Annotated in this window: 21 protein-coding genes; 6 read left to right on the top strand and 15 right to left on the bottom strand. The window is 39.0% G+C overall.

Annotation, left to right across the window (positions count from 1 at the left end):
• Positions 1-203 precede the first annotated feature (203 nt).
• Genes clpX through tig form a run of 3 tightly spaced genes read right to left on the bottom strand, consistent with a single transcriptional unit; the run spans position 204 to position 3320 of the window.
• Positions 204-1478 (bottom strand): ATP-dependent protease ATP-binding subunit ClpX, encoded by a 1275-nt coding sequence (clpX, locus tag K0R93_RS01035; protein ID WP_300296211.1) that lies wholly within the window; start codon positions 1476-1478, stop codon positions 204-206.
• Positions 1479-1537: 59 nt separating this feature from the next.
• Entirely contained in the window at positions 1538-2008 is a 471-nt protein-coding gene (locus K0R93_RS01040; protein ID WP_300296214.1) for an ATP-dependent Clp protease proteolytic subunit, read from the bottom strand.
• 25 nt (positions 2009-2033) lie between these two features.
• Positions 2034-3320, bottom strand: coding sequence for a trigger factor (gene tig, locus K0R93_RS01045; protein ID WP_300296216.1), 1287 nt, complete (start codon positions 3318-3320; stop codon positions 2034-2036).
• A 500-nt stretch (positions 3321-3820) separates the two neighbouring features.
• Here tig and K0R93_RS01050 point away from each other — a divergent pair, with 500 nt between their 5' ends.
• The 5 genes from K0R93_RS01050 (at position 3821) to K0R93_RS01070 (ending at position 7524) form a co-directional block, all read left to right on the top strand.
• The gene (locus tag K0R93_RS01050; RefSeq protein ID WP_300296219.1) at positions 3821-4030 is read left to right on the top strand and encodes a hypothetical protein; all 210 of its coding nucleotides are present in this window, start codon (positions 3821-3823) and stop codon (positions 4028-4030) included.
• Between the two features lie 763 nt (positions 4031-4793).
• On the top strand, positions 4794-6416 hold the full coding sequence (locus tag K0R93_RS01055) for an amidohydrolase (RefSeq protein WP_300296222.1): 1623 nt from the start codon (positions 4794-4796) through the stop codon (positions 6414-6416).
• 65 nt (positions 6417-6481) lie between these two features.
• Positions 6482-6886 (top strand): hypothetical protein, encoded by a 405-nt coding sequence (locus K0R93_RS01060; protein WP_300296225.1) that lies wholly within the window; start codon positions 6482-6484, stop codon positions 6884-6886.
• 118 nt (positions 6887-7004) lie between these two features.
• On the top strand, positions 7005-7223 hold the full coding sequence (locus K0R93_RS01065) for a hypothetical protein (protein WP_300296227.1): 219 nt from the start codon (positions 7005-7007) through the stop codon (positions 7221-7223).
• Positions 7204-7524, top strand: a complete 321-nt coding sequence (locus tag K0R93_RS01070; RefSeq protein ID WP_300296230.1) for a YbjQ family protein — start codon at positions 7204-7206, stop codon at positions 7522-7524. The genes K0R93_RS01065 and K0R93_RS01070 overlap by 20 nt, the downstream gene beginning before the upstream one ends.
• A gap of 30 nt (positions 7525-7554) precedes the next feature.
• On the opposite strand, the gene K0R93_RS01075 is transcribed toward K0R93_RS01070, so the two are convergent.
• The 6 genes from K0R93_RS01075 to K0R93_RS01100 form a co-directional block, all read right to left on the bottom strand.
• A complete protein-coding gene (locus K0R93_RS01075; RefSeq protein WP_300296233.1) occupies positions 7555-7785 on the bottom strand; it encodes a hypothetical protein in 231 nt (76 codons plus the stop codon).
• A 146-nt stretch (positions 7786-7931) separates the two neighbouring features.
• Complete coding sequence (locus tag K0R93_RS01080) at positions 7932-9506, bottom strand: hypothetical protein (protein WP_300296236.1); 1575 nt, start codon at positions 9504-9506, stop codon at positions 7932-7934.
• Positions 9507-9522: 16 nt separating this feature from the next.
• Positions 9523-10917: a sensor histidine kinase gene (locus K0R93_RS01085; protein ID WP_300296239.1), complete on the bottom strand. Its 1395-nt coding sequence runs from the start codon at positions 10915-10917 to the stop codon at positions 9523-9525.
• Positions 10914-11603 (bottom strand): response regulator transcription factor, encoded by a 690-nt coding sequence (locus tag K0R93_RS01090; RefSeq protein ID WP_300296242.1) that lies wholly within the window; start codon positions 11601-11603, stop codon positions 10914-10916. Before K0R93_RS01090 ends, K0R93_RS01085 begins: the two co-directional genes overlap by 4 nt.
• A gap of 61 nt (positions 11604-11664) precedes the next feature.
• The gene (locus K0R93_RS01095) at positions 11665-12228 is read right to left on the bottom strand and encodes an RNA polymerase sigma factor (protein WP_300296245.1); all 564 of its coding nucleotides are present in this window, start codon (positions 12226-12228) and stop codon (positions 11665-11667) included.
• Between the two features lie 347 nt (positions 12229-12575).
• Complete coding sequence (locus tag K0R93_RS01100; RefSeq protein WP_300296248.1) at positions 12576-14705, bottom strand: putative bifunctional diguanylate cyclase/phosphodiesterase; 2130 nt, start codon at positions 14703-14705, stop codon at positions 12576-12578.
• Between the two features lie 253 nt (positions 14706-14958).
• On the opposite strand from K0R93_RS01100, the gene K0R93_RS01105 reads away from it, so the two are divergent.
• Entirely contained in the window at positions 14959-15171 is a 213-nt protein-coding gene (locus K0R93_RS01105) for a hypothetical protein (RefSeq protein ID WP_300296250.1), read from the top strand.
• A gap of 2 nt (positions 15172-15173) precedes the next feature.
• Here K0R93_RS01105 and K0R93_RS01110 read toward each other — a convergent pair whose 3' ends face one another.
• The 6 genes from K0R93_RS01110 to K0R93_RS01135 form a co-directional block, all read right to left on the bottom strand.
• Complete coding sequence (locus K0R93_RS01110; RefSeq protein ID WP_300296252.1) at positions 15174-15773, bottom strand: hypothetical protein; 600 nt, start codon at positions 15771-15773, stop codon at positions 15174-15176.
• 200 nt (positions 15774-15973) lie between these two features.
• Entirely contained in the window at positions 15974-17341 is a 1368-nt protein-coding gene (locus K0R93_RS01115; protein ID WP_300296255.1) for a hypothetical protein, read from the bottom strand.
• Between the two features lie 337 nt (positions 17342-17678).
• A complete protein-coding gene (locus K0R93_RS01120; protein WP_300296258.1) occupies positions 17679-19136 on the bottom strand; it encodes a 4-hydroxyphenylacetate 3-hydroxylase N-terminal domain-containing protein in 1458 nt (485 codons plus the stop codon).
• A 94-nt stretch (positions 19137-19230) separates the two neighbouring features.
• Entirely contained in the window at positions 19231-20535 is a 1305-nt protein-coding gene (locus K0R93_RS01125; protein WP_300296261.1) for an acetyl-CoA hydrolase/transferase family protein, read from the bottom strand.
• A gap of 257 nt (positions 20536-20792) precedes the next feature.
• Positions 20793-22949 (bottom strand): sigma-54-dependent Fis family transcriptional regulator, encoded by a 2157-nt coding sequence (locus tag K0R93_RS01130; protein WP_300296264.1) that lies wholly within the window; start codon positions 22947-22949, stop codon positions 20793-20795.
• 84 nt (positions 22950-23033) lie between these two features.
• Entirely contained in the window at positions 23034-24017 is a 984-nt protein-coding gene (locus K0R93_RS01135; RefSeq protein ID WP_300296267.1) for an electron transfer flavoprotein subunit alpha/FixB family protein, read from the bottom strand.
• Positions 24018-24034: the final 17 nt, after the last annotated feature.

Raw genomic sequence — 24034 nt, forward strand, 5'->3', positions numbered from 1 at the left:
GCCCCTACAACTTCAACCTTAGCCTCTATCTTAGCCTTAACCTTAACCTTAACCTTAACCTTAACCTTAACCTTAACCTTAGCCTTAACCTTAACCTTGACTTTATGTAACTAAATTTAGTATGTCTCCTCAAAATCTTTATATAATGTACAAAATTTGGAGATACAATAAAAAGAAGGCGAATCCGTAGATTCGCCTTCTTACTAAGAAGCAGTTTCTTCTTTTTTCTTTTTGCTCTTTCTTTTCTTGGCATCAGATAAAACCAATGTAGGCTCCGTATTGTTCTCAACGGTTTCTCTCGTCACGATGCACTTTTCGATATCATCTCTAGATGGAATATCATACATTACATCCAGCATAATATTTTCTACAATGCTTCGTAAACCTCTCGCACCAGTCTTTCTCTCAATAGCCTTTTTAGCAATAGCCTTTAATGCTTCTTCATCCATCTCAAGCTCTACATTGTCCATCTCAAAGAGCTTTTTGTACTGCTTGATTAAAGCATTTTTAGGCTCAACCAATATCTTCACAAGCGCTTCTTCATCTAGCTCATGAAGGGTTACTACCACAGGTACTCTTCCTACAAATTCGGGAATTAGACCATATCGCAATAAATCTTCAGGCTGAATTCGATTTAGCAGCTCACCAACATCCTTCTTTACGTTGCTTTGAATATCTGCACCAAAGCCCATGGACTTTTGTCCAATACGTCTTTCGATGATTTTATCAATACCATCGAAAGCACCACCACAGATAAACAGGATATTGGTTGTATCAATTTGAATAAACTCCTGATGGGGATGTTTTCTGCCTCCTTGAGGCGGTACGCTGGCCACAGTTCCTTCCAGAATCTTCAGGAGTGCCTGCTGTACCCCTTCCCCGCTTACATCTCGGGTAATAGAAGGATTATCTGATTTTCTAGCAATTTTATCAATCTCATCGATATAAATGATCCCTTTTTCAGCTCTCTCTATATCGTAGTCTGCTGCTTGAATCAGCTTTAATAAAATATTTTCAACATCCTCGCCCACATAACCTGCTTCTGTCAGAGAAGTAGCATCTGCAATAGCAAAAGGAACATTCAAAATTCTTGCTAGGGTTTGTGCAAGTAGTGTTTTTCCTGATCCTGTCGGTCCCAGCATAGCAATATTGCTCTTCTGAAGCTCTACGTCGTCAGGCTTGCCTTCCCGGTTAATTCTTTTGTAGTGATTGTATACAGCTACAGCCAAAGCTCGTTTTGCCCGATCTTGGCCCACAACGTACTGGTCTAATACATTTCTAATCTCCTGTGGTTTCGGCAAATCAGTCATTTCTAAATCGATATGCTCATCGAATTCCTCTTGAATAATTTCCTGACATAGTTCAATACATTCATCACATATATACACACTAGGCCCGGCAATCAATCTTCTGACCTGATCTTGGGACTTACCACAAAAAGAGCACTTTAGCTGCTTCTTCTCATCAAATCTGGACATTTTTCCACCTCTCTTGTCTTATTTCCTAGAAGTGATCACCTTATCAATCAAGCCATATTCTACAGCATCAGCAGCTTCCATAAAGAAATCTCTATCTGTATCATTCGTTCTGCGTGAATGCGGATATCTTCTGCCTGACCTCTTGTGCCCCCTAATGGTTGGTGAATCATAATTTCCGCATTTGGAAGGGCAAAACGCTTACCCTTTGCGCCAGCAGCCAGTAAGAATGCACCCATGCTTGCTGCCATTCCTATACAAATTGTTGATACATCTGGTTTGATAAACTGCATTGTATCAAATATCGCCATTCCAGCAGTGATAGATCCTCCAGGACTGTTTATGTAGATACTGATATCCTTATCTGGATCTTCAGATTCCAGAAACAGTAACTGTGCTACTACTAAGCTGGCAGTATGATCATTAATTTCATCACCTATGAATATAATTCTCTCCTTTAATAATCTTGAATAGATATCATAGGATCTTTCTCCCCTGTTTGTTTGCTCTACGACCATTGGAACTAAAGGCATAGGCTCTGACCTCCATTCATTCTCATTATTCTACAATTGATGCGCTTTCTACAAGGAAATCAATTGTCTTTCTAACTTTGATACCCTCTTTGATGTTCTTGTAATCGGAATCTCTTAGAGAAGATTTGAACTTCTCCATTTCTGTATTGTATTGCTTTGCATATTTTTCGATTTCTGTATCAAGCTCTTCAGAAGTAACTTCAATATTTTCGACATCACCAATGGTTTCAAGGGTTAACTGAGTTTTTACTCTATTGTATGCATCATCTCTCATTTGGTTTCTAATATCTTCTGGTTTCTGATTCATATATTGAAGATAAGTTTCCAAATTTAAACCTTGGAATCTCAGCTGATAATCTAATTCATTTAACATATCATCCAACTGATGTTCAACCATGATTTCTGGAATATCCACTTGAACGTTGTCTGTTACTTTTTTTACAACTTCATCTCTTGTTTCTCTTTCCGCTCTGTTTTTCGCAGTTTCTTCTAACTTCTTACGTAAGTCTGCTTTTAGTTCATCTAATGTATCATGTTCGCTGACATCTTTCGCAAACTCATCATCTAATACAGGTAGTTCCTTTTCTTTAATTTCATGGATTGTAACCTTGAAGATAGCTTCTTTGCCAGCTAAATCTGGTGCGTGATATTCTGTTGGGAATGTCACATTTACTTCTACTTCCTGACCAATTGTTTTACCAACCAACTGCTCTTCAAAACCAGGTATAAACTGTCCTGAGCCGATAACCAACGTTTGGTTCTCAGCTGTGCCGCCTTCAAACTGCTCTTCACCCACGAAGCCTGAATAGTCGATAATCAAAGTATCTCCGTCTTGAACAGGTCTTTCTACAGCAATCAATCTTGCATTTCTTTCCTGAAGCTTTTCAATTTCCTGACCTACCTCAGCTTCTTCTACATTATACTCTTTTTTAGTTACTTCTATACCTTTATAGTCGCCAAGGGTAACTTCTGGAACTACAGTAACCACCGCTGTAATTACAAGGTTTTCTCCCTTTCCTACTTGCTCGATGTCAATGGATGGTCTATCGATTGGCTCTAAATTATGCTCCTTCACTGCCTCATCATATAATTCAGGGAAGATCTCATTGATCGCTTCCTCATAGAATACACCTTCACCATACTGAACCTCGATCAGCTTTCTAGGTGCTTTCCCTTTTCTAAATCCAGGAATATTGAATCTTCCTTTCATTTTCGTATAGGCCTTTTGTACCGCTTTTTCGAAATCTCCAGCACTTGCTTCAATTCTTAAGGTTACTTCATTATTTTCCTTTTTTACTACAGTTGAACTCATTGAATTTGTTCCTCCTCTATATTTAAAATGAGCTTAAAATTTACAAGGGAATCAGAATCGTTTGTTTATACCAGCTATGTATAATCCTTACTATTATAACATAAAAATGCCATGTAAACTAATTTTTTGCAACATATTCAATTTATGTTGACGCTCTTACCCTAGTAATTTTTTCCTATCATAAGGAAAAGTATACAATAGAACAAAAGCATTTCATGCTCTGGAATGTAAGGAAAGGAAATGCTTTTATTCTTCGCTAGGAAGTCACTTTCCTGTATACTCACAAAGACCAATGGATTTTCCCATTGGTCTTTTATTCATTCATAAGTCTTTTCCATATACATTATACCATTAAAGTTTTATTTGTAAACGATCAAATCAAAATATGATCTTTTTTATTATGGTTTGGGTTTCTAGTCTTTTGTAACCTTTTTATGCTTATATCATATTATAAAACTAGGTGTAAAACACATTCATCATAATTTAAGGAGGTCAGATTTATGAGTGACGCAAAAAAAGGATTTTTAGCTGGCTTTGGGGATAATTCATCCTTGTTGTTCTTCTTCCTATTGTTGGTTGTTCTTTTCTTCAGTGGCAGCGGCTGTGGTATTGGTGGTATCGGCGGCATTAACTTTGGTGACAATGATTCATTGTTGTTCTTCTTCCTATTACTAGTCGTTTTATTTGGTTGTGGCGGCTTCGGTTGTTAAGAATAACATAAAAAAATAGGGACACAGCTGATGCTGTGTCTCTATTTTTTTACCCAATGATGAGATTTACATATAAGATAAAAGATGCGACACAAGATCGAGATCATGATTGTGAAAAGAATATTCGTAGGGAGCGGCCCCTGTGCCGTTCCGTTAGGTTGTTTCCCCGAGATAAACGGAAGGCCACAGGGGGCCTTCCCTACAAATGAAGAACCAGCTATCCCGCAGACTCTAAATCACCCATATTACTTAAACTGATTACCATCCATTCCTTTCTTTCTAGACAAATACTTCCAATTTGCTAAATTATTTAACCTCTAACCTCTAACCTCTAACCTCTAACCTCTAACCTCTAACCTCTAACCTCTAACCTCTAACCTCTAACCTCTAACCTCTAACTTCTAACTTCTAACTTCTAACTTCTAACTTCTAACTTCTAACTTCTAACTTCTAACACCAATGTGCACTGCCAACAACTTGAAGAAAATTAAACCTAACAAGTGATCCTTAACTTACACTACCGTGAATTAGAATCTGCTAGAAGAACTTCTTCTTGTATTTATTATATCACTAAACTGTAAGATTATGCAATAGTTTTCTGAATATTTTTTATTTTCCATTTTGTTCATGCTTAGGATATTTTTATCTTCTACTTCCTAGATATGGAGCCTGCAGAGAAGATTATGATCCTTTTGTTTGATTTTTCCTTTTCTACTATATATGATGTAAATAAAATGATCAAATGAACAGAGGGGGTTAAAAAATGGACATGATTTTACATAATGGAAGGGTCGTTACGATGGATTCTTCACAGCCTGAAGCCGAAGCAGTGGCTATACAAGGTAACAAAATTATGAAAGTAGGCAGTAGGGATGAAATCCTTCAGCTTAAGAAAGACCATACAGAGATGATAGATCTCGGTGGTAAGCTGCTTGTACCAGGCTTTCATGACAGCCACATGCATCTTTTGAACTACAGCCTTAGTCTGCACCAGGTTGATCTACGGGGTGTAACATCAATGGGTGAATTCATTCAGAAAGGAATAGATTTTCTATCCTCCAGAGAAGAGACAGGTGGTTTTTGGCTGCAAGGCAGGGGCTGGAATCAAGACTTCTTCTCTGAGAAAACCTTCCCCACTCGGCATGACCTAGATAAAATAACAACAGAGTATCCTATTGTTTTTGCCCGGGCCTGCGGTCATGTGATTGTAGTGAATAGTAAAGCCCTTGCCATAGCAGGAGTTACCAAAGCTACATCCCAATTAGAAGGAGGTCATTTTGATCTAGATTCTGAAGGAGAGCCCCTTGGTATCTTCCGTGAGAATGCACTCCAGCTCATTTGCCGACATATTCCTGACCCAAGCCTTGAAGAGATAAAGTCCATGATCATAGAGGGCGGCCGTCTTGCCCTTGCCCAAGGAATCACATCTGTTCAGTCCGATGATTTCGAAGCCTTGCCTGAAAAGGATTTTATGAAGATTATCAAAGCCTATGAATCATTGAGGGACAATGGCATGCTGCCCATAAGGGTATATGAGCAGTGTCTGCTTCCTACCATTGAAAAACTGCAGCTTTTTATGTCCTCAGGCTATCAAACAGGACACGGTGATGATTTTTTTAAACTAGGTCCTCTAAAACTGCTTTGTGATGGTTCCCTTGGTGCCAGAACTGCTTATCTGAGAGATCCCTATACTGACGATCCTACTACTTGCGGCATTCCAGTTTATACGCAACAGGCGTTAGATCAGCTGGTTCTCACTGCCCACCAAGGAGGTATGCAGCTTGCCATTCACTGTATAGGTGACGGTATCATGTATATGGCTTTTGAGAGCATCGAAAAGGCATTAAATATCCAACCGAAGGATAACCACCGCCATGGTATCATCCACTGTCAAATTACAGATGAAACATTGCTGGATAAATTTGCTGAATTCGATGTCATCGCCCATATTCAGCCTATTTTTATTGACTATGACCTTCACATCGTCGAGCAGCGTATCGGAAAAGATAGGGCTCAGACTTCCTATAACTGGCGTACCATGGTAAATCTCGGGGTTACTGTAGCTTGCGGTTCTGATTGTCCAGTAGAACCCTTCGATGTATTACCTGGTATATATGCCGCCGTTACGAGAAAAGATCTACAAGGGTATCCACCTCAAGGCTGGCTTCCTGAGGAAAGACTTTCTGTTTCTCAAGCTCTTTATGGTTTTACCATGGGTGCTGCCTACGCCTCCTTCTCTGAGGACATCAAAGGTTCTATCAGCCCTGGAAAACTGGCTGACATGGTGGTTTTATCCCAAGATATCTTTACCATAGATCCCAACGCTATCAAAACTACCGAAGTAGTGATGACAATACTAGATGGGAAAATTGTTTATTCTGCCTAGAATTCTCCTTCAAAAGTCATTTTTAGAATTTCCGTCATATACTATTAGTGGAAGGGGGCGGATATATGAAGCATCATGGCCACATCTGGTTAAAAGACGGTTTTTTAGGATCAGAAGTTCTTCATTCCAATACAAAGTGTAAAACAGGATATTATCGAATCATTTTTGGGGGTGCCGAAAGATCGGGGTGTGACAATCCATGGAGGATTAATTTCATCCTCAGCTTCACTTGCGCCTCGGGTGAAAGCCCTCCCACCAATTGTCAAGGGGCATCCAGTGCCAACATGTATGTACTTGCTTATCCTGGAGACGTCATCCGATTTGACCGTTATCTTGGCATCTTAGGAAAAGAGACCATAGAATATGGACCCAATGACTTCGGGCTATGTGATCGTTTCTATACGGTTCAACATATTAAGCTTCTGCAAATCGAAACAGATTATATCCAATACGAAATCCATTGCAGCTAAACGTATTTGTAAAGTAATCAAAAACGACTTAATGGGTGAACAAATTAAGTCGTTTTTGATTACATCTATTCTCCCAAAGGTAAGAATAATATAATAGAAGAAGGAAGGTGAGGAAAGTATGATCAAGTTTTTTAGTTGGCTCATCGTTTTTGCAGGTATCATCTATTTTGCTGGAATTTTTATACTTCCCTTTGTCACAGCAATGTTTGTTCCTGTCTTCTTTCTTATAGCCATAGGCCTTGGAATTTTTGGTGCTGTAGGCCTTTTGGTTTCAGTCATCCGGGAAAGAATAAAAGATCAAAAGGAGGAAGATAAAAATGATTTTAGTAAATACTAATGAAATTGCAGGAAAAGAAATTACCGAAACCCTAGGTTTGGTAAAGGGAAGTACGATTCGGGCAAAACATATTGGGAAAGATATTGTTGCCAGTTTTCGGCATCTTGTAGGTGGCGAATTGAAGGAATACAGCGAGATGATTGAAGAGGCTAGAAAAATTGCCATGGGCAAAATGGTCCAAGAGGCCCAAGAATTAAATGCCGATGCAATTGTCTGTATTCGATATTCTACCACAGCGGTAATGCAGGGTGCAGCCGAGATTATGGTCTATGGTACAGCTGTCAAATTAAGAAGCAAATAACAATAGCCAAGGGATACATACCCTTGGCTATTATGCCATACTACCACTTTCTTCTTTTAAGCATTGCTTGGCGAATTTCATCAAGCTTTTTTTCTGTACTTCCCCAAGCTTTTCATAGATCATCAACAACTCTCTTGCATCATATTCTCCATTTAAACCCATTGCCCCTATTGGCAAATACCTTAGGTCTGCATCGGTGAGTTCTGATGAATTCATCAAAATTCTGTAAATGCGATCCATGGAATAATTTTTATCGTTCATGGTTCCACCTCCTCATGAAAGCTTTCCTAATTTCATTTTAATATGAGGCAGCCAATCCTGATTATATTTTCCATTAATTACACAAAATCCTGCATAACAAGCAGTGATGTCAACATATTTTACGTTCATACATCATGGTCATTGTCCTAGTGCAACTTAGGGGGTAGGCTTTCTTTTATGAAATTTTTCCACCTTTCTACGTAATTTCCTGTAGCCCACTCAGCCATAACAACATCTTCCCCTTCAAGAAGCTTGATTTTTTCCAGGGGTTTTTCTCCGAGCTCTCCTTTGATAAGCCCGTAGATATGGATGAAGTTTTCCGTAACAATCACCGCCATATCCTTATTGGGAGAAACAAAAGCATCTATTGCTTCCGGCACCTTTTCCTTAATCTTATTCCAGGACACATGAAGTTCATCATAATTTACGATCTTATCAGGGGGAATCATATTGATACTGTAGTCCACGTAAGGCCGTTCTTCATGATCGGTATAATACAATCTCCCCTTCATGAGCCAGTGGCCGTTCCTACGCTCCAGTGTGAAATAATCCTCTCGGACTTGTTCTTCCATTCTGTCAAGCTCTTTTCCGTTTCTATTAGATAGATAGCCTTGGGCAGAATTTAATAATATCTCTCGTCCCTCTGCTCCTGCTATGTCAGAGATATTTATACCTTGTCCATTGTTCATATTATCTATGGGCATAAGCTGGAAATAGTTTTTTGTATTTCCGTTATTCTCCTGTGATTGATGATATTCTATGGCAGCATAATCATTGCCAATAAATCGAATTCGTTTGAACAGATTTGCGGAAAATATCCTTGTCTCCTCTCTTGATTCCGTTTCCCGCTGTTCTTTCTTCTGTTGATGTAACAACATGCTTGTCTTTTTAGTCCTTTCCGTGCCAGTTTCCAAAGGACTCACTATAAAATAATCTTGTGAATAATCGTTCCTGTTGTTACGATTGCTTTCAACAATCCAAAATCCACTTTTTCTAGGAACAAGCAGATTTTTAATTTCTTCTATGGAAAAAATCTGCCTATTTTTAGCAGCAATCCATACTGTTCTATAGTTCATTTCTTCTCCTTCCCACTCCTGCTCGTGGAAACTAGAGGCATTCCCATGGCTAGGGAATCTCAATCCCAGTAACACGCCTGACCGAAGTAAGTTAGATTCAATCGCAGGAATTTGAGGATCATTACCCGCAACCTTCTTGTTAAACCTATCTGCTGCTCTTTCATCCACATCTGGACGTACATACTTTAGATAAAAAAAAGCGTCGTCCTTATGCACAATTAGTTGCTGATCATCTATTACAATGAAATCATAAAAATGTTGCCCCTTGGCTGTTACAGAAACAATTTCTATGATTGATTCCATTGATCCCAACATCTTATGAGAAATGTGATAGGTATATAAGAAATAGTCCTTGCTCCGGACACTTCGAATCTTATATTCTGGATTTTCACAGAGTTCACTTCCCAATAGCGCAATATTTTCATCAAAGGCTGCTTGCTTTCCCACCAAAGAATTTCTAAACACTTGTTTATCCTTTGTTGGCATCATCCCACCCTCGACTCTCCACGTCCCTTTGATGGGAATGAACTTATTTCTAGGGGGCACTATAGCTTCCTCTGTATCTACCTTAACCTCTGTACATCCTTGAAATATAAAGATATTCAGACCTAATACTATTAACAATATTATTATCCGCTTTGTCATGTTCCTTCTCCTACCTCTAGAAAGCAGTGTCTATGGGAAAACGAACGTGTACCGTAGTTCCCATTCCTAATTCACTGTGAATCTCAAGATCACCCTGGTGCAAATTCATGATCTCATCACATACAGATAAACCAATACCATTCTGAGATTTGCTGCTTTTTCCCTTAAAAAACTTGTCTTTTACTTTGGGTAAATCTTCCCTGCTGATGCCGCATCCCTGATCTTTGACAGTCATACATACATACTGATCTTCTCGTTTTACGAAAAGGTATACTTGTCCTCCGGGATCAGTGAATTTAAAAGCATTGTCCAACACATTAATCAGTACCTGTTTGGTTCTATTGCCATCTATCCACACCAATGGCAGATTTTTTTCACATTCCACAATAAATTCGATTTCATCCCGATCTGCCCTTGGGGCCATATAGTTGACAATATATTGTATCAGCTCTTCTATATGGGTTTCTTCTTTGTTTAAGGTAATCTTTCCCGATGCAAATTTTGAGAAATCTAATAACTCCTCCACCATAACAGTAAGTCTTTCACTTTCTTTTTCAATGATTCCTAATCCTTCTTGGATAGTCTCTGAATCCTTGATTTCACCTTTGTTTAACACAATAGCCCAGCCTTTGATCGCTGTCAATGGTGTTCTAATTTCGTGGGAAACAGAAGAAATAAAATCATTCTTCAGCTCATCCTTTTTTAAGATTTCTCCTGCCATATAGTTTAACGTATCGGAAAGTTTTCCAATCTCGTCATCGAATCGTTTCCTGCTCCTCACCCGAAAATTACCTGTCGCCATCTTTTCCGCTGCCTGAGTTACCTCTTTTATTGGTCCAATGATGCTATTTGCCAATACAATACTCACAGCCCCTGAAATCAAGATAACCAACAGTCCAATACCCACAAAGATTTGGGATATCCTATGGATTCTATCGTCTGCCTCTCTTAAAGATGTGATAAAACGAATGACACCAATAACCTTCTGCTCAGATTTTAAAGGATAGGATACGATCATCACTGGTGCATCATCATAATCCACCGCGCCTATCCAAGTTCCCTTTTTCCCGTCTATAGCCATCTTAAAATCATTGGACTCTATCGGTTCTTTTATTGATAAACCAATGGAGTCCATCAAAACCGTTCCGTCGGAATCGATGATTTGAACTTGGGCCGATGTTTGTTTCCAAAACACATCTATGTTATCTAAAATATTTTCCTCCAATGTTGTATTGGCAAAGTACCGAGAATAAAACTGTGAAGACATCGTAATTTGATTGGTGAGTACATCTTCTACGCTGGCATAATAATAATGCTTTACAAAGCCAATCAATATCAACTCCAATATAATGACCGTAATTAAAATAACCAGCATGAAATCAAATACCAATCGTTTTTTTATACTTTTCATATTTTCCATCTGTATCCAGTACCCCACACTGTCTCAATGTAGGTAGGGCTAGATGAATCATCTTCGATTTTCGTTCGGAGGCGCCGAATGTTTACATCCACGATTTTTGTATCTCCAATATAGCTCCATCCCCATATCACATTCAACAGTTCATCTCTCGTAAAAGCTTTTCCAGGGTTCTCTAAAAATAATTTCATTAAAAGGTATTCTTTCGGTGTCATCTCAAGTACTTTGCCTTCCTTAAATATCTTATGTGCCTCGGTATCCAGCAGAAAAGGCGGTCTTTCAATATGTTGAACGCCCATTGCCGTTGCTCCGCTTTCCATACGTCGCAGTAAAGCATTCACCCGTAATGCAAGCTCTGTAGGATTGAAGGGTTTTATTACATAATCATCCGCGCCAAATTTCAAACCGCAAATCTTGTCTGTATCTTGACCTCGAGCAGTCAACATAATAATTCCAATGTTATGAAATTCTTTTCGGAGGGCTTCACAGACCATAAACCCGTCTATCCCTGGCAGCATCACGTCTAGAATCACCACATGGGGGTTTTCATCTCTAGCCTTTGTTAGGCCCTCTTCTCCTGATGCAGCTTCAATAATCGCATAATTACCATGAACCAAACTTACTTTTAATAAGCTTCTGATACTATGTTCGTCCTCTACGATCAAGACTTTATGCTTCATAGTACAACTCCTTTGTTTCTAGCGTATATTTGTAATTATATCATTACAAGCCCATTTATCTCTACATGGCAGACGAAACTGTGAATTCTTGCTTCAACTCTTTTTCCTCAAGAAGGTGATAAAGCTTACTCTTTGCACGATGAATCCTCGTTTTTACAGTACCGCAGCTTAGATTTAGCCTTTTTGCAATATCATTATAGGGCAAATCATGGTAATACCTGAGAATGATTACCTTGCGATAATGGCTGTCCAACCCATCGATTGCTGCTTTTATCTGGTTAAATTCAAATTTTGCCACTACCTCATCTTCTATTGTCCAGCAAGGCTGGGTCCATTGCTCAATGGAAGCTACGGGTGATACTCTATGATTCTTTCTTATATGATCTCTTGCTAAATTTAGAGCAATACGACAAATCCAACCTTTAAATCTGTCCATGTCCTTTAGCATTGATATCTTTTGAAAAGCTACTAAATATGCTTCATTGGTTAGCTCCTTTGCCAATTCATAGTCTCTGCAAAAACGGTAGACAGTATAATATACGTTTTTATAATAGAGGGTATAAACCATTTCCTGTTCCTCTAGACCCAATCCTTGCTTTTCCATGTTCTCTGATAAAACTTCCATCCTTGTTCCACTCCTTGTGCTTGTATCCTATCTTGATAGTTCCATTGTATTATCTCTGTTCTTTTAAGTCGTTACAAAAAAGTTACGAAAAATGATCAATTTGAACAAAAACATTTCATACTCTGAAATCTAAGGAAATGCTTTTGTTCTTCATAGGGAACTAATAGTTCCCTATGACGCTTCGCTGTGACCCTCCAAATATTAGACATAAAGGGATGAACCCCTTTAAAAATCCCCCATATCTAGAAAATTTAAGATCGTAATTTTCTAGATATAAATAAAAACTCCTGGATTTACCCAGGAGTTTTGTAATGTGTCCATTCTTATGTAATTAATTACTATTCAATCTAATCAAGGCCTTTTTCTTGATCTGCAAGCAATTTTTCCAATGCATCGGGGGATACTGGCTTACTAAATAAATATCCTTGGGCTTTATCACAGTTTTGTTCTTGAAGAAATTTATGTTGGGTCTCTGTTTCGATTCCTTCTGCTGTCACAGTAAGATTCATGCTGTGGGCCAAAGTAATCAATGATTTGGCAATAGCCTCTTCATTGGAACCCATAGTAATATCCTTTACAAAGCTTTTATCTATCTTCAATGTATCTATTGGCAGCTGTTTCAAATAATTCAAAGAGGAATATCCGGTTCCAAAATCATCCAAAGCGATCTTAATGCCTAAGCTTCTGAGCTTTTTAAGTATCTCCACAGTATGTGCTAAATCTTTCATGGCCAAACTCTCCGTGATTTCCAACTCTATGTACTCAGGCTCTAAATCATTTTCTAAGATGATGCGATGAATCATCTCCACCAAATTCTGTTGTTGAAACTGTCTCGCCGAAAGATTGATGCCAATTCCTAATGGTGGATAGCCTGCATCCTTCCATTTCCTGCACTGGCTACAAGCTTCACTTAATATCCATTCTCCTATATCCATAATCATTCCCGTCTCTTCTGCTATGGGAATAAACTTTACAGGAGGCACCATTCCCCAGACGGGATGATTCCATCGAATAAGGGCTTCAACACCTACTATTTTTCCATTTTCCAGATCTACTTGGGGCTGATAATGAAGTAATAATTCTTTACGTTCTAAAGCACGCCTTAAGCTATTGCTCATTTCAAGCTTCTCTACAATCTTTTTATTCATATCCATGGTATAGAATCGAAAATTGTTCTTTCCGAAGTCCTTTGCACTATACATGGCTGTGTCTGCATTTCTAAGGAGGGCATGCCGATCTTCTCCATCCAATGGATATACGGCGATACCAATACTAGTCGTAATATAAAACTCTCGGTCATCTAGAAGCCAAGGGTTTTGGAAAGCTGCAAGCACCCTATTGACAACCGGTATAACATCCTCTTTTTTCGTAATACCGGGCAAAAGAATGGCAAACTCATCTCCCCCTAATCGGGTAACAATTCCCTGTTCACCAAGACATCGTCTCAAAAGCTCCCCCACATTCTTCAGCAGCAGATCTCCAAAAATATGGCCCAAGGTATCATTAACCATTTTAAAATTATCTAGATCTAGATAAAGCAAAGCGGTCATTTCTCCTTTTTTCTTCGAATCCTCTAAGGAAGTAGAAAGACTTTCTTCAAATACCACACGGTTTGGTAACTCAGTTAAATTATCATAATAAGCCAGCCGATGTATCTTCTCTTCTGCCCGCTTCTGATTGGTTATATCCTTATGGGAGCCTACCATTCTGATGGGATTTCCATGATCATCCCATACAGCCTTTCCCCGACTGGCAATCCAACGATAATCGCCTTCCTTCGTCCGTAATCGATACTCATGCTCATAGGAAGGTATTTTTCTACTTAGATATTTTCCCCTTACTTCCAAGGTACTGGCAATATCTTCAGCATGGATGATACTCTGCCACCCTTCTATTGTGTTGGGAATCTCATCTTCCTCATACCCTAAGATTTCCTTGGTTCGGTTGAAGAAAAAATTGTCTTGTTTGGTTATATCGTGAACCCAAATTCCATCACTGGTTCCTTCAAGGGCTAATCGATATCGTTCTTCGCTCTCTTTTAAAGCTACTTCACTTTTCAAAAGCGCATCATATTTTTCTTTTAAGGCTTCCTCGGTAGCGATAAGCTGCCCATGGACAGCTTCTAGTTCTTCATAGCTCTGAATCAGTTTCTGATTCCAATACTCGCCTTTTTTCAAGCTGCTTCCGACCATAAAGTAAATCATGATCCCTGTGACAAAGATAAACATCCAGCCCTTGATGGTTTGTACCATGGTTAAAGTTTCAATATTATTAAAAAGCTCGGCAAGGGCTTCATCAGATAATATGACCCATGCACAACCTATGGTTAAGTAAAGCAGTGCTACCTTTATCGGTACAAGGGATAACTCCGGTTTTTTATGTAATGCCAATAACCCTTTTATTCCATCGACTTCCTGGCTAGTATCCCTTTGTTGAATCGACTGCTTCCATCCATTATCTTTGTTTGTCTTGTTCATAGTAGAACACCTTTCATATAGAAATTTATATTTTTCTCATTAGCGGATGCATGTTACAGCCTGTCGGCAATTTGATATCTTTTATCTGTCCGTTATCATATAAATACTTATCAGTATTATATAGTATTCATTTGCAAGTTTCTACATCGTTCTCCATATTTTGCGTTTATTTTTTCTTTTTCTAAATCCCTGTTTATCCCTTTCACCCATGCCAAATTATTTGTGGTATAATATACACAAGAGGTGATCATAAATGAAAAAGAAAAAAGCAATACAGAAAGAAAGCATCCATCTCGATGGAAAAAAGGCTTTTATCCACAGTGCCAACAAACTTAATCGCAGCATGTCTGAAGTATCACGGGGTTGTGGTGTTATGGGAGATGTAAAATACAATCGAAAGAAAGTAAAAAGATCCGTCCAAAAGGAACTGAAAGATAATTGGACGGATCTTTTAATATTTAATTAGCCTCATTGAATGAGTATTTCCACAATCTCATTCATGCTCGTTCCCCTTTTGATGCTCTTCTTACCGGGAACCACGTTTTCTTTTTCTTTTAATGCACCTAAGATATACGTTAAGCTGGCCTCATCATCAATCAATTTGGCCTCATATATCTTTTGTGAAGTCACATGATGCTTTCTTGATACTACGCCCAGCAGCTGGGTTACTTTCCATCCTTGGCTGATAATGCCGTGATCGGTTAACACCTGTCCAGCTTTCACAGTATCTAGTGTTCTTAGGTTTAAAAGGATTTTAAAGTCCTCTTTACTTGCTATTAATTGCTTCCGATACAGCATTTCTGCTATTTCTTCCGATGATAGCCCTTCCTTGATCACAATCTGAACAATTTCTGGCTCATTTGCTGATTCCTCTTTGCTTTCTTCATTATCTACAATTTCTTTGTCGGTTGGAGTTTCTTCCTGAACGACCTGGTTGGCAGCATCAAGCCTCCCCATGACCTCTTTTTGATAATTCGTCATCTTGGTTCCTACCATGCCTAACATTGAAGCGATAATCAATCCCATTCCAATCCCTAATATAAATACAAATCGTATATGTCTTTTCAATTTTGCCTCCTTATGCCCTTCGTGGTCCAATAAATAGTTTCTATCTTATTATATCGTCATCATATATTAAAACAAAAGACCTATTTATTGTTTATAAGGTACCATTTCGTGGAACTGAAAGGAAAAACCCTTGAAAATTTACATTTCCAAGGGTTTGCCACTGGTTTATCCTATCACTTTGTGACAGCCATCTAATATAACTAAGCTTCAGAAATCTCTTGTTCCTGCTCTTTTTTATTTTCATATGCTTTCTTTACTCCGATTAGGAAATGAAGAACAATCCCTGCAGCTAATCCCCAAGCAGCACTTTGGAAGGCAAGGAATATAGCCATAATTCCTGCTACGCCAGCCTCTTCCTTGCTCTTTAGCATATCTACCGCAATATAAGTACATGCAAAGCCTTGTACAAGGAGCGTAAGAGAAAGTCCTGCAGGAAGTACTGGTTTAACCAATGAAATAACCGGCATAAAGAAGGCAGCTATGGCCATGGCAAAGACAAAGGAGCTTATACCTGAAAAAATACTATCCATAGCTTTTCGACCATGCTTATATCTTTCTGCGTTTGCAATGGTTCCCCCTGCCCACAATGGGCCGCATAATGGTGCATATGGTGCAAAAATTCCCATGATCAGGTTTCTAATTCCTGAGATAATATTTGATCTCGTTGGATTGAATTCAATGACTTCATCTTGTCGGACTTGATCAGCATCTTTCGTCACAACCTCTGCCAATACAAAATCTCCAAAAGCAATAATATACGCTGCAAACACCATTGGTATCGCCTTTATAAAGTATGCCAAAGGAGGAAACCCAGGTGTACCTAAGACTGTATATCCACTGATTAGCTCTCCAAATCTTAAGCTGACTACCCCACCTTCGATGACAGGAGCAGGTATCTCTCCAACAATAGGACCAATAATTGCTGCAACTATAAATCCAGGTAACATTCCGTATTTGGATACCTGACCCAAGAACGCGCTTTTATTTTTTGCCACTGCAAAACGCCATGAGAATAATACTAGAAAGCAAAGGGCTGCTCCCACCAATATCGTAATCTCTTTTCCTTCCATTCTTCCACCAGGTTTGATTACCCCATGAACTGCAGCTATACCAGCTCCTAGAATGATTCCAGCTCTTAAGGAAACGGGCACATAGGAGACTAATTTTTTAGCCAAGCCTGTTACTCCCATAAAAGTGAATAATACTGCCATTGATAACTGCAATGCGATAATTGCATGAATTCGATCAGGTCCTTCTGGGAATCCACCTGCAAAAGCAAGTACCAAAGGAATAGCAGGTGTAATCCATCCAGGAAACACGGGATCACCAAATGTAGGGTGTAAAATATAAAGCAATCCATTTAATATCATCATGGTCAGTGCAACCTCAAAGGAACACCCTAAGGTTTCTTGAACCACTGGTATCGCCCCCATGGGTACCGCAACCAGTAATATCCCCTGTATTATTTCTGGTAATTCCCAGCGGTAGTGAATAAATGGCAGCCGCAGTTTAAAAAGTCCTAAACTTATATAGGGTTGTTCTTTTCCATACTCTCTAACAATGGCCATAATAACCCTCCTTATTCATTAAAAATTCAGAAATATGTTCTTATGAAAGCATCCTTACATTCAATTCATCGATATATTTACCTATCAGAACGGTGGTATAGATGGCTGTCATCCTTAACACCAATTATTTGTAGGGTCCTCTCCCCTATTTCAAGGGTGAGAGGCCCCATACTCATACTTTCATTAGCAACTAGTATGCTGTGAGGTCCACCCTCACTGAAAGCAGGAGTCCAACAAATGTAATGATTCGTATAACATCCCTGTCGATGTCCTCGGTCACATCCCCTATAGGGTGAAATGCCTTATGTGTTCGTCAAATTTACTATATTCTTGTTGCTTACTTTTTTGGAGGTTCTGCAAGATCAGCTGTGATACCAGCAATTCTCTTGGCATCAGATGCATGGTCTTCCCATTTTGTAAGTGCTTTAACTACTAGCTTGGCACCATCAGGAGATCCACCACCGTGCATACAACCTGGGATGCCGCCGCCAACTGTCAGCCATTCAACAAGACGAGCTGCACGGGCACGAGACTCGCCATCTGTACCAGCTGTAAGCGTTTCGATCAACTTCTTACCGTATTCTGGATGCTGGAAATCAGCGTAGGGAGGCATACAACCTGTCTCTGCTATACCACCACTGATATCCTGGGCCATAACCTTTACATCATAGGGCAGTTTTGCAACTTGCGTCTTGTTGGTATGGGCTAATAGAGGGCTAGGAATAAAGGTTCCTGAGGCAGTCTTCTTACCTTTTACCATGGCACCAAGTCCCAATCCATAAGTAATTTCATTTTTTATTGCCATTTCATTGAGGGTAGTTTGGAATGTCTTTTGGGAAAGCCCGTTGGCGCGAGCCATGTTGATAGCAGCTCCAATCATGATGTCACCCTGGCCAGCAACGCAAGCACCGATGGCTGCACGGTATATAGCCGCAAAATCACCGATAATCTTGCCAGAGTATTTGAATTCACCACAGAGGAATAAACGCTCATTAGGTACAAACACATCTTCAAAAAGGATGTAAGCCTGAGTAATGTTACCAACCTTTGGGGCATCCCAACCTTCTTCCAAATCCCGCTCATCACTTGGACGACGAGTTTCTATGATGGTGATCCCTGGAGCATCCTTGGGGATTGCACCGGCTACACAGAAATCAGCATCATCTGCACCATAACCGCTGGTGGGAATAAACACAAGTTCATGGGCAGCTGCAGTACCGCAGATCTGGATTTTATAACCGCTGATAACAACACCATCTGCCCGTCTTTCTTTAATATGTAGGTAGGAGTCTGGATTGGATTGCTGTGATGGCTTCAGAGAACGATTCCCTTTCGCATCAGTTATTGCGCCTACCAATGCAAGGGCATTGTCCTCCACATGCATCATATAGTTTTTAAGCCGCTCATGATAATTGGTACCGTTTTCTTTATCACATTGGAATGTTGCATCCCAAAGAGCAGAAAGGACGGTCCAGCCCGCACAAGTAGCCCCGGTACAGGTACCAGACCAGCGATATTGGTCACGTTTCATATCAGCATTGCCAACAATGTCTTCCATTGAGGTCATGAGCGTATTCCAACGATGGGCTTTTTCACCAGAAAGGAAAGATATTGTGGTATAAAGTGGAGATTTTTTCTCGTCAAAAGCCATATCATAAGCGTGGGCAACTGATTCAACGTGCAGCCTCGTTGCAGCATGTGTTGTAACATCCTCGATTAGTTCACCAAACTTGTAAATATTTGGACGCATTTTCTTTAAGCTCTCTTTGTACTGATTTCCATTCATTAATGTCATATTCAATCACTCCTTAATCATATTTTGTCATGCTTTCCTACCGGACCTTAATGCTTTCAATGGCTTTTCTCTATATCCCCTTTTAGCACGCGCTTTAAGGAATCAAATGCATTTTTTTAGCTTCATGAGTCAATTCTTCTCTAAAGTTCGGGTGTGCGATATTAATTAGTGCAGTCGCCCTCTGCGAAGCAGTCTTCCCCTTTAGTCTTGCAACACCATACTCAGTAACAATATAATCAACATCGTTTTTCGCACAGGTTACATGGGAACCTTCTGCCAATGTTGGCTTGATTTTTGTAATGCTGTCATTTTTTGCTGTGGAATAGGTAGTAATGAATGATTTTCCTCCTTTAGAAACGCCTGCACCTCTTACAAAATCAACCTGCCCACCGGTACCGCTAAATTGTTTAGAACCAATAGATTCAGAACATACTTGCCCCAGTAAATCTACTTCAAGGGTAGCATTGATAGAAATAAAGTTATCATGAGAAGCAATGACGTTGACATCGTTAACGTAGTCTATGGGATGAAATTCGACACCAGGATTATCATGTAAGAAATCATACATTCTACGGGTTCCCGCTGCGAAACCAGCAATTGTTTTATATGGGTTTACATTCTTTTTTCGATTGGTTACGATTCCTGATTCTATTAGATCTACCATTCCCTCGGTGAACATTTCGCTGTGGATACCAAGGTCTCGTTTGTTTCTAAGTGCCTTTGCTACTGCATTAGGGATTCCACCAATTCCTAATTGAATAGTTGCCTCATTGGGAATTAATTCAGCTATATAATTCCCTACGATTTCATCTTTTTCCGTAATAGGCGCCTCCATCATTTCTATCAAAGGTACATCATTTTCATAAATAGCATCAACCTCTGAAATGTGAACAAACCCTCTCCCATGCGTTCTAGGCATGTATTTATTCACTTCCAAATATACTTTTTTAGCCCGAAGCATTTGTGCTCTAGCATTGCTTACAGATACACCAAAGCTGAACCATCCTTGCTTATCCATCGGTGAAACAGTAGCATAGAATACATCTGCTTCTACAAACTCCCGCCATAGCTTCGGCGCTTCATAGTAATAGCAAGGCATGAAATCGGCATATCCTTCTTGTACTGCTTTTCGTGCATATCCACTGGTAAACCATGCTACATGCTTTAACCGACTTGATACCTCAGGGGATAAGTATTGATTATTTCTAAGTGTCAGTAAGAGGTGATGGGTGATTCCTTCTAACTTTTCCCTCTTTGCTCTCTCTGCCAAAGCGTCCACTAAACCAATCGGTTCCCCTAATGCACAGGTACTGGCGCAAATCTCACCGGCGTTAATGTTTTTTACAATCTCTTCTGCAGATGCCAGTTTGGCTTTATACATTTCGTTCCATTTATTCACACGATCTCTCCTTTCTCTAATTTTCTATATGTTCTCTCTGCCCTTGAGAAGAGCAAGTTGTGTGCCAACAATACAGCATAGAATCACTTTTAATTTCTTTCGCCTTAATCCTTGATAATTACACGATCGGAATACTCATAAAAAAAAGAATCTCACCCTTTCAATGGATAAGATTCTTTTTGTATTTTTAACTTTTAAGTTTTTTGATTGAATATTGCATCAAGGTACAACAGTTTATCGCAAATATTGAGCTAGTCTTAGATTTTAATTAGATGCCCATACGCATCAAGGTCATGCTCTTCTGCATCATCTCTGTTAATTTGATACTGATGTAGTTTTCGAACGATGGTCGACTGATTAACACCCAGAGATTTTGCAACCTGCCTTGTGGTCTTATATTTTTTTAGTGCTTCCTTAAGCAGTTGGCTTTCTAGCTCCTCCACAGCCTCCTTCAACGGAATGATTCCTTTTATAGTAATATTGTCAGTGACAACTCCAGATTCAATTAAGAAACCAGGTAAATGTTTCAACTGAATGAGTTGATCGTCAGAAAGTATAACCAATCTTTCTAGCATATTTTCAAGTTCCCTGATATTTCCTGGCCAATCATATTGAAGTAGTCTCTCAATCACAGGCTGGGAAAGATATTTATTCGACTGATATCTTTTATTTAAGTTGTTTAGCACAAAACCCAGCAAATGCTCCATGTCTTCTTTCCGATTCCTTAATGGAGGTATTTTTATATTCACTACATTTAAGCGGTAAAATAAATCCTTGCGAAAGGTGCCTTCCTTAACCATTTCTTCCAAGTCTCTATTGGTGGCAGTAATGATCCTCGCGTCGACTTTAATCGTTTTTGTCCCACCCACCCGTATCATTTCCTTTTCTTGCAGCACCTTCAACAGCTTTACCTGTAAGCCTAATGGCATATCTCCTATTTCATCTAAAAACAGCGTACCTCCCGAGGCCAATTCAAACATTCCTGGCTTACCTTCTTTTTTTGCTCCTGTAAAAGCCCCTCCCTCATAGCCAAACAATTCAGACTCCAGCAGATTCTCGGGAATAGCTCCACAGTTTATTTTTATTAAACTATTATCTCTTCGATTGCTAAGCATATGGATTTTTTTAGCAATCACATCTTTCCCTACCCCTGATTCCCCAGTGATCATTACCGTAGAGTCCACCTTTGAGACTCTAACAGCCAATTCCATTACACTTTGCATTGCTGGACTTCTAACAACGATATCATCACTTTTTTTGTGAAGTTGAAGCCTAATCTCTTCTAACTCACTTTCATAGCGTTTGCTTAATTCCATCGTTTCTAAAAGCCGTACTTTAAGATTTTCTAGATCCGTTATATCTCGAACATTGACCACCACCTGAATTAACTCACCATTTTCGTCGAAAATTGGCGTACCTGTAGCCATGATGATCTGACCTTTTTTAGGCCCAGACTTAATTTCTAACATGGTGGAAAAAACCTTTTTGGTCTTGATCGTCATGAGGGCAGCAGATTTGTCGTACCATCCCTCATCCACTAATTCTTTTGCAGTTTTGCTCAATGCAAATTCCCGTTTAATCCCGCATATTTTTTCCCATGCAGTATTTACCCTTATAACCCGGCCATTTTGATCACAAATATACAGTCCATCATAAGAGCTTTCCAGTATTGTATTAAGCTCTTGGGATAGACTTTTATATATATTTAGCTCATGACTGGCCTTTTCTAGATCTGAAACATCTTGAAAAACGCCAACTGCTCCCACGTATTCTCCTTTATAAATTAAAGGGGTTCTATTTGTCAAAATGGTAAAACCATTAAGTGTAGTTTTGGTTCCAACAGAGGTTTTCCTTGATTTTAACGTTTCTAAAAGTCCATTAGCAGGGTCTAAGCAGGACACGTGCTTTCCAAGCATCTCTTCTTTTTTATAGCCAAGTATTCTTTCCGCAGCTGGGTTATATACAAAAATAATCCCCTCTGCATTGATTGCTACGATACCATTATATGAAGAATCTATTACCTGACTGTATTCATTTGATTTTTCCATAAAGTGCAAATAGGCAAAATGATAGATATCTTCTTTTGAAAGAAATCCCTGATAAAGATTATTTTTTACTACTGGTACAATATCATAATGATATTTTTTTATTGTTGCTGCTGCCTTTTTCAACATATCATCTTTAAGTCTGATGGGCTTATATCGCTTAATATACGTAAGTATGGATTGATTTTGATCAATACACCTGTTATAAATTAGACTTTTTAGCGTAACAACACCTATGTATTTTTTTTCTTCACTAATTACTGGGAGAGCATTTACATGTGTATTATCCAATAATTCAATGGCCTGTTGAATCGTTTGATTCTCCAAAACATACAAATGACTAACAAGTTCTAAGAACTGTTTATCCATACCTTCACTCTCCTTTTTAAATTTACCATAAGTAATGTGTGTCACTTGTCAAACTTACGGTATTCCTGCTTACCGTGACTTACTTTATTTATTCAGGATTCTCTTAAACTCATCTGTCAAAGCAGGAACCACTTGATATAAGTCTCCGATTATTCCATAATGGGCAGTCTTAAAAATTGTAGCACGTTGATCCTTATTTATTGCAATAATGTGTTGGGCAGTGGATATTCCTGCCACAAATTGAATTGCCCCGGATATGCCACAGGTAATAATGATTTTGGGTGAAACAGTTTTTCCTGTTTGACCAATCTGCAATGAACGAGGCTTGAATCCAGCATCTATCACTGCCCTTGTATAACCCAGCGAAGCCCCCAATACTCCAGCCAATTCTTCTAATAGAAAAAAATCCTCTGACCGCTTAATACCGCGGCCTCCGCAAACAATTATTTCTGCTTCATATAACGGTTTACGGCTTTGATTTTTCTTAACAACTTCCTTGAGAATGTAGTTTATTGGAGGGTTTACTTGACTTTTTATTACTTTAATTGATGGTATCACTGCCATATTGTTTCTTATGCCAATAGCATTCGGTCGTATGGTTGCAAATACTCTTTGTTTTTTGTACCCATTCATTTCTATGATTTTTCCCCCAAAAATTGTTTTGATGAACTGTAATGAATCATGGATCGTATTGATTTGTATAACATCACTAACCATTTCTGATGAAAATATTTGTGCCATCGGAGGTAGAAGGTCTTTTCCAATAGGTGTATTTCCAGTGAATACGAACTGAGGTCTACATTCAGTAATAACTTCAGCTAGAAATGGAAGTAAAATTTCAACATTTGGCATCAAAAAAAGATGGTTTTCTCCATAATATATCTCACCCACCCCACACTTCCCAATCTCCTCAAACACTTCATGGTTAATAGCACTTCCATAAACTGCAGCAAATACTTTCATTCCAGTTTTTACGGCTATTTCACTAGAAAAGCTAAGAATTTCTTTACTTGAAATTTTTAATCTACCATCATCATGCTCTACAATGACCAAAATACTCTTATCCATTCCAATCCCACCTAACC

Origin of the sequence: Anaerosolibacter sp., assembly GCF_029240175.1 — a bacterium.
GTDB lineage: Bacteria > Bacillota > Clostridia > Peptostreptococcales > Thermotaleaceae > Anaerosolibacter.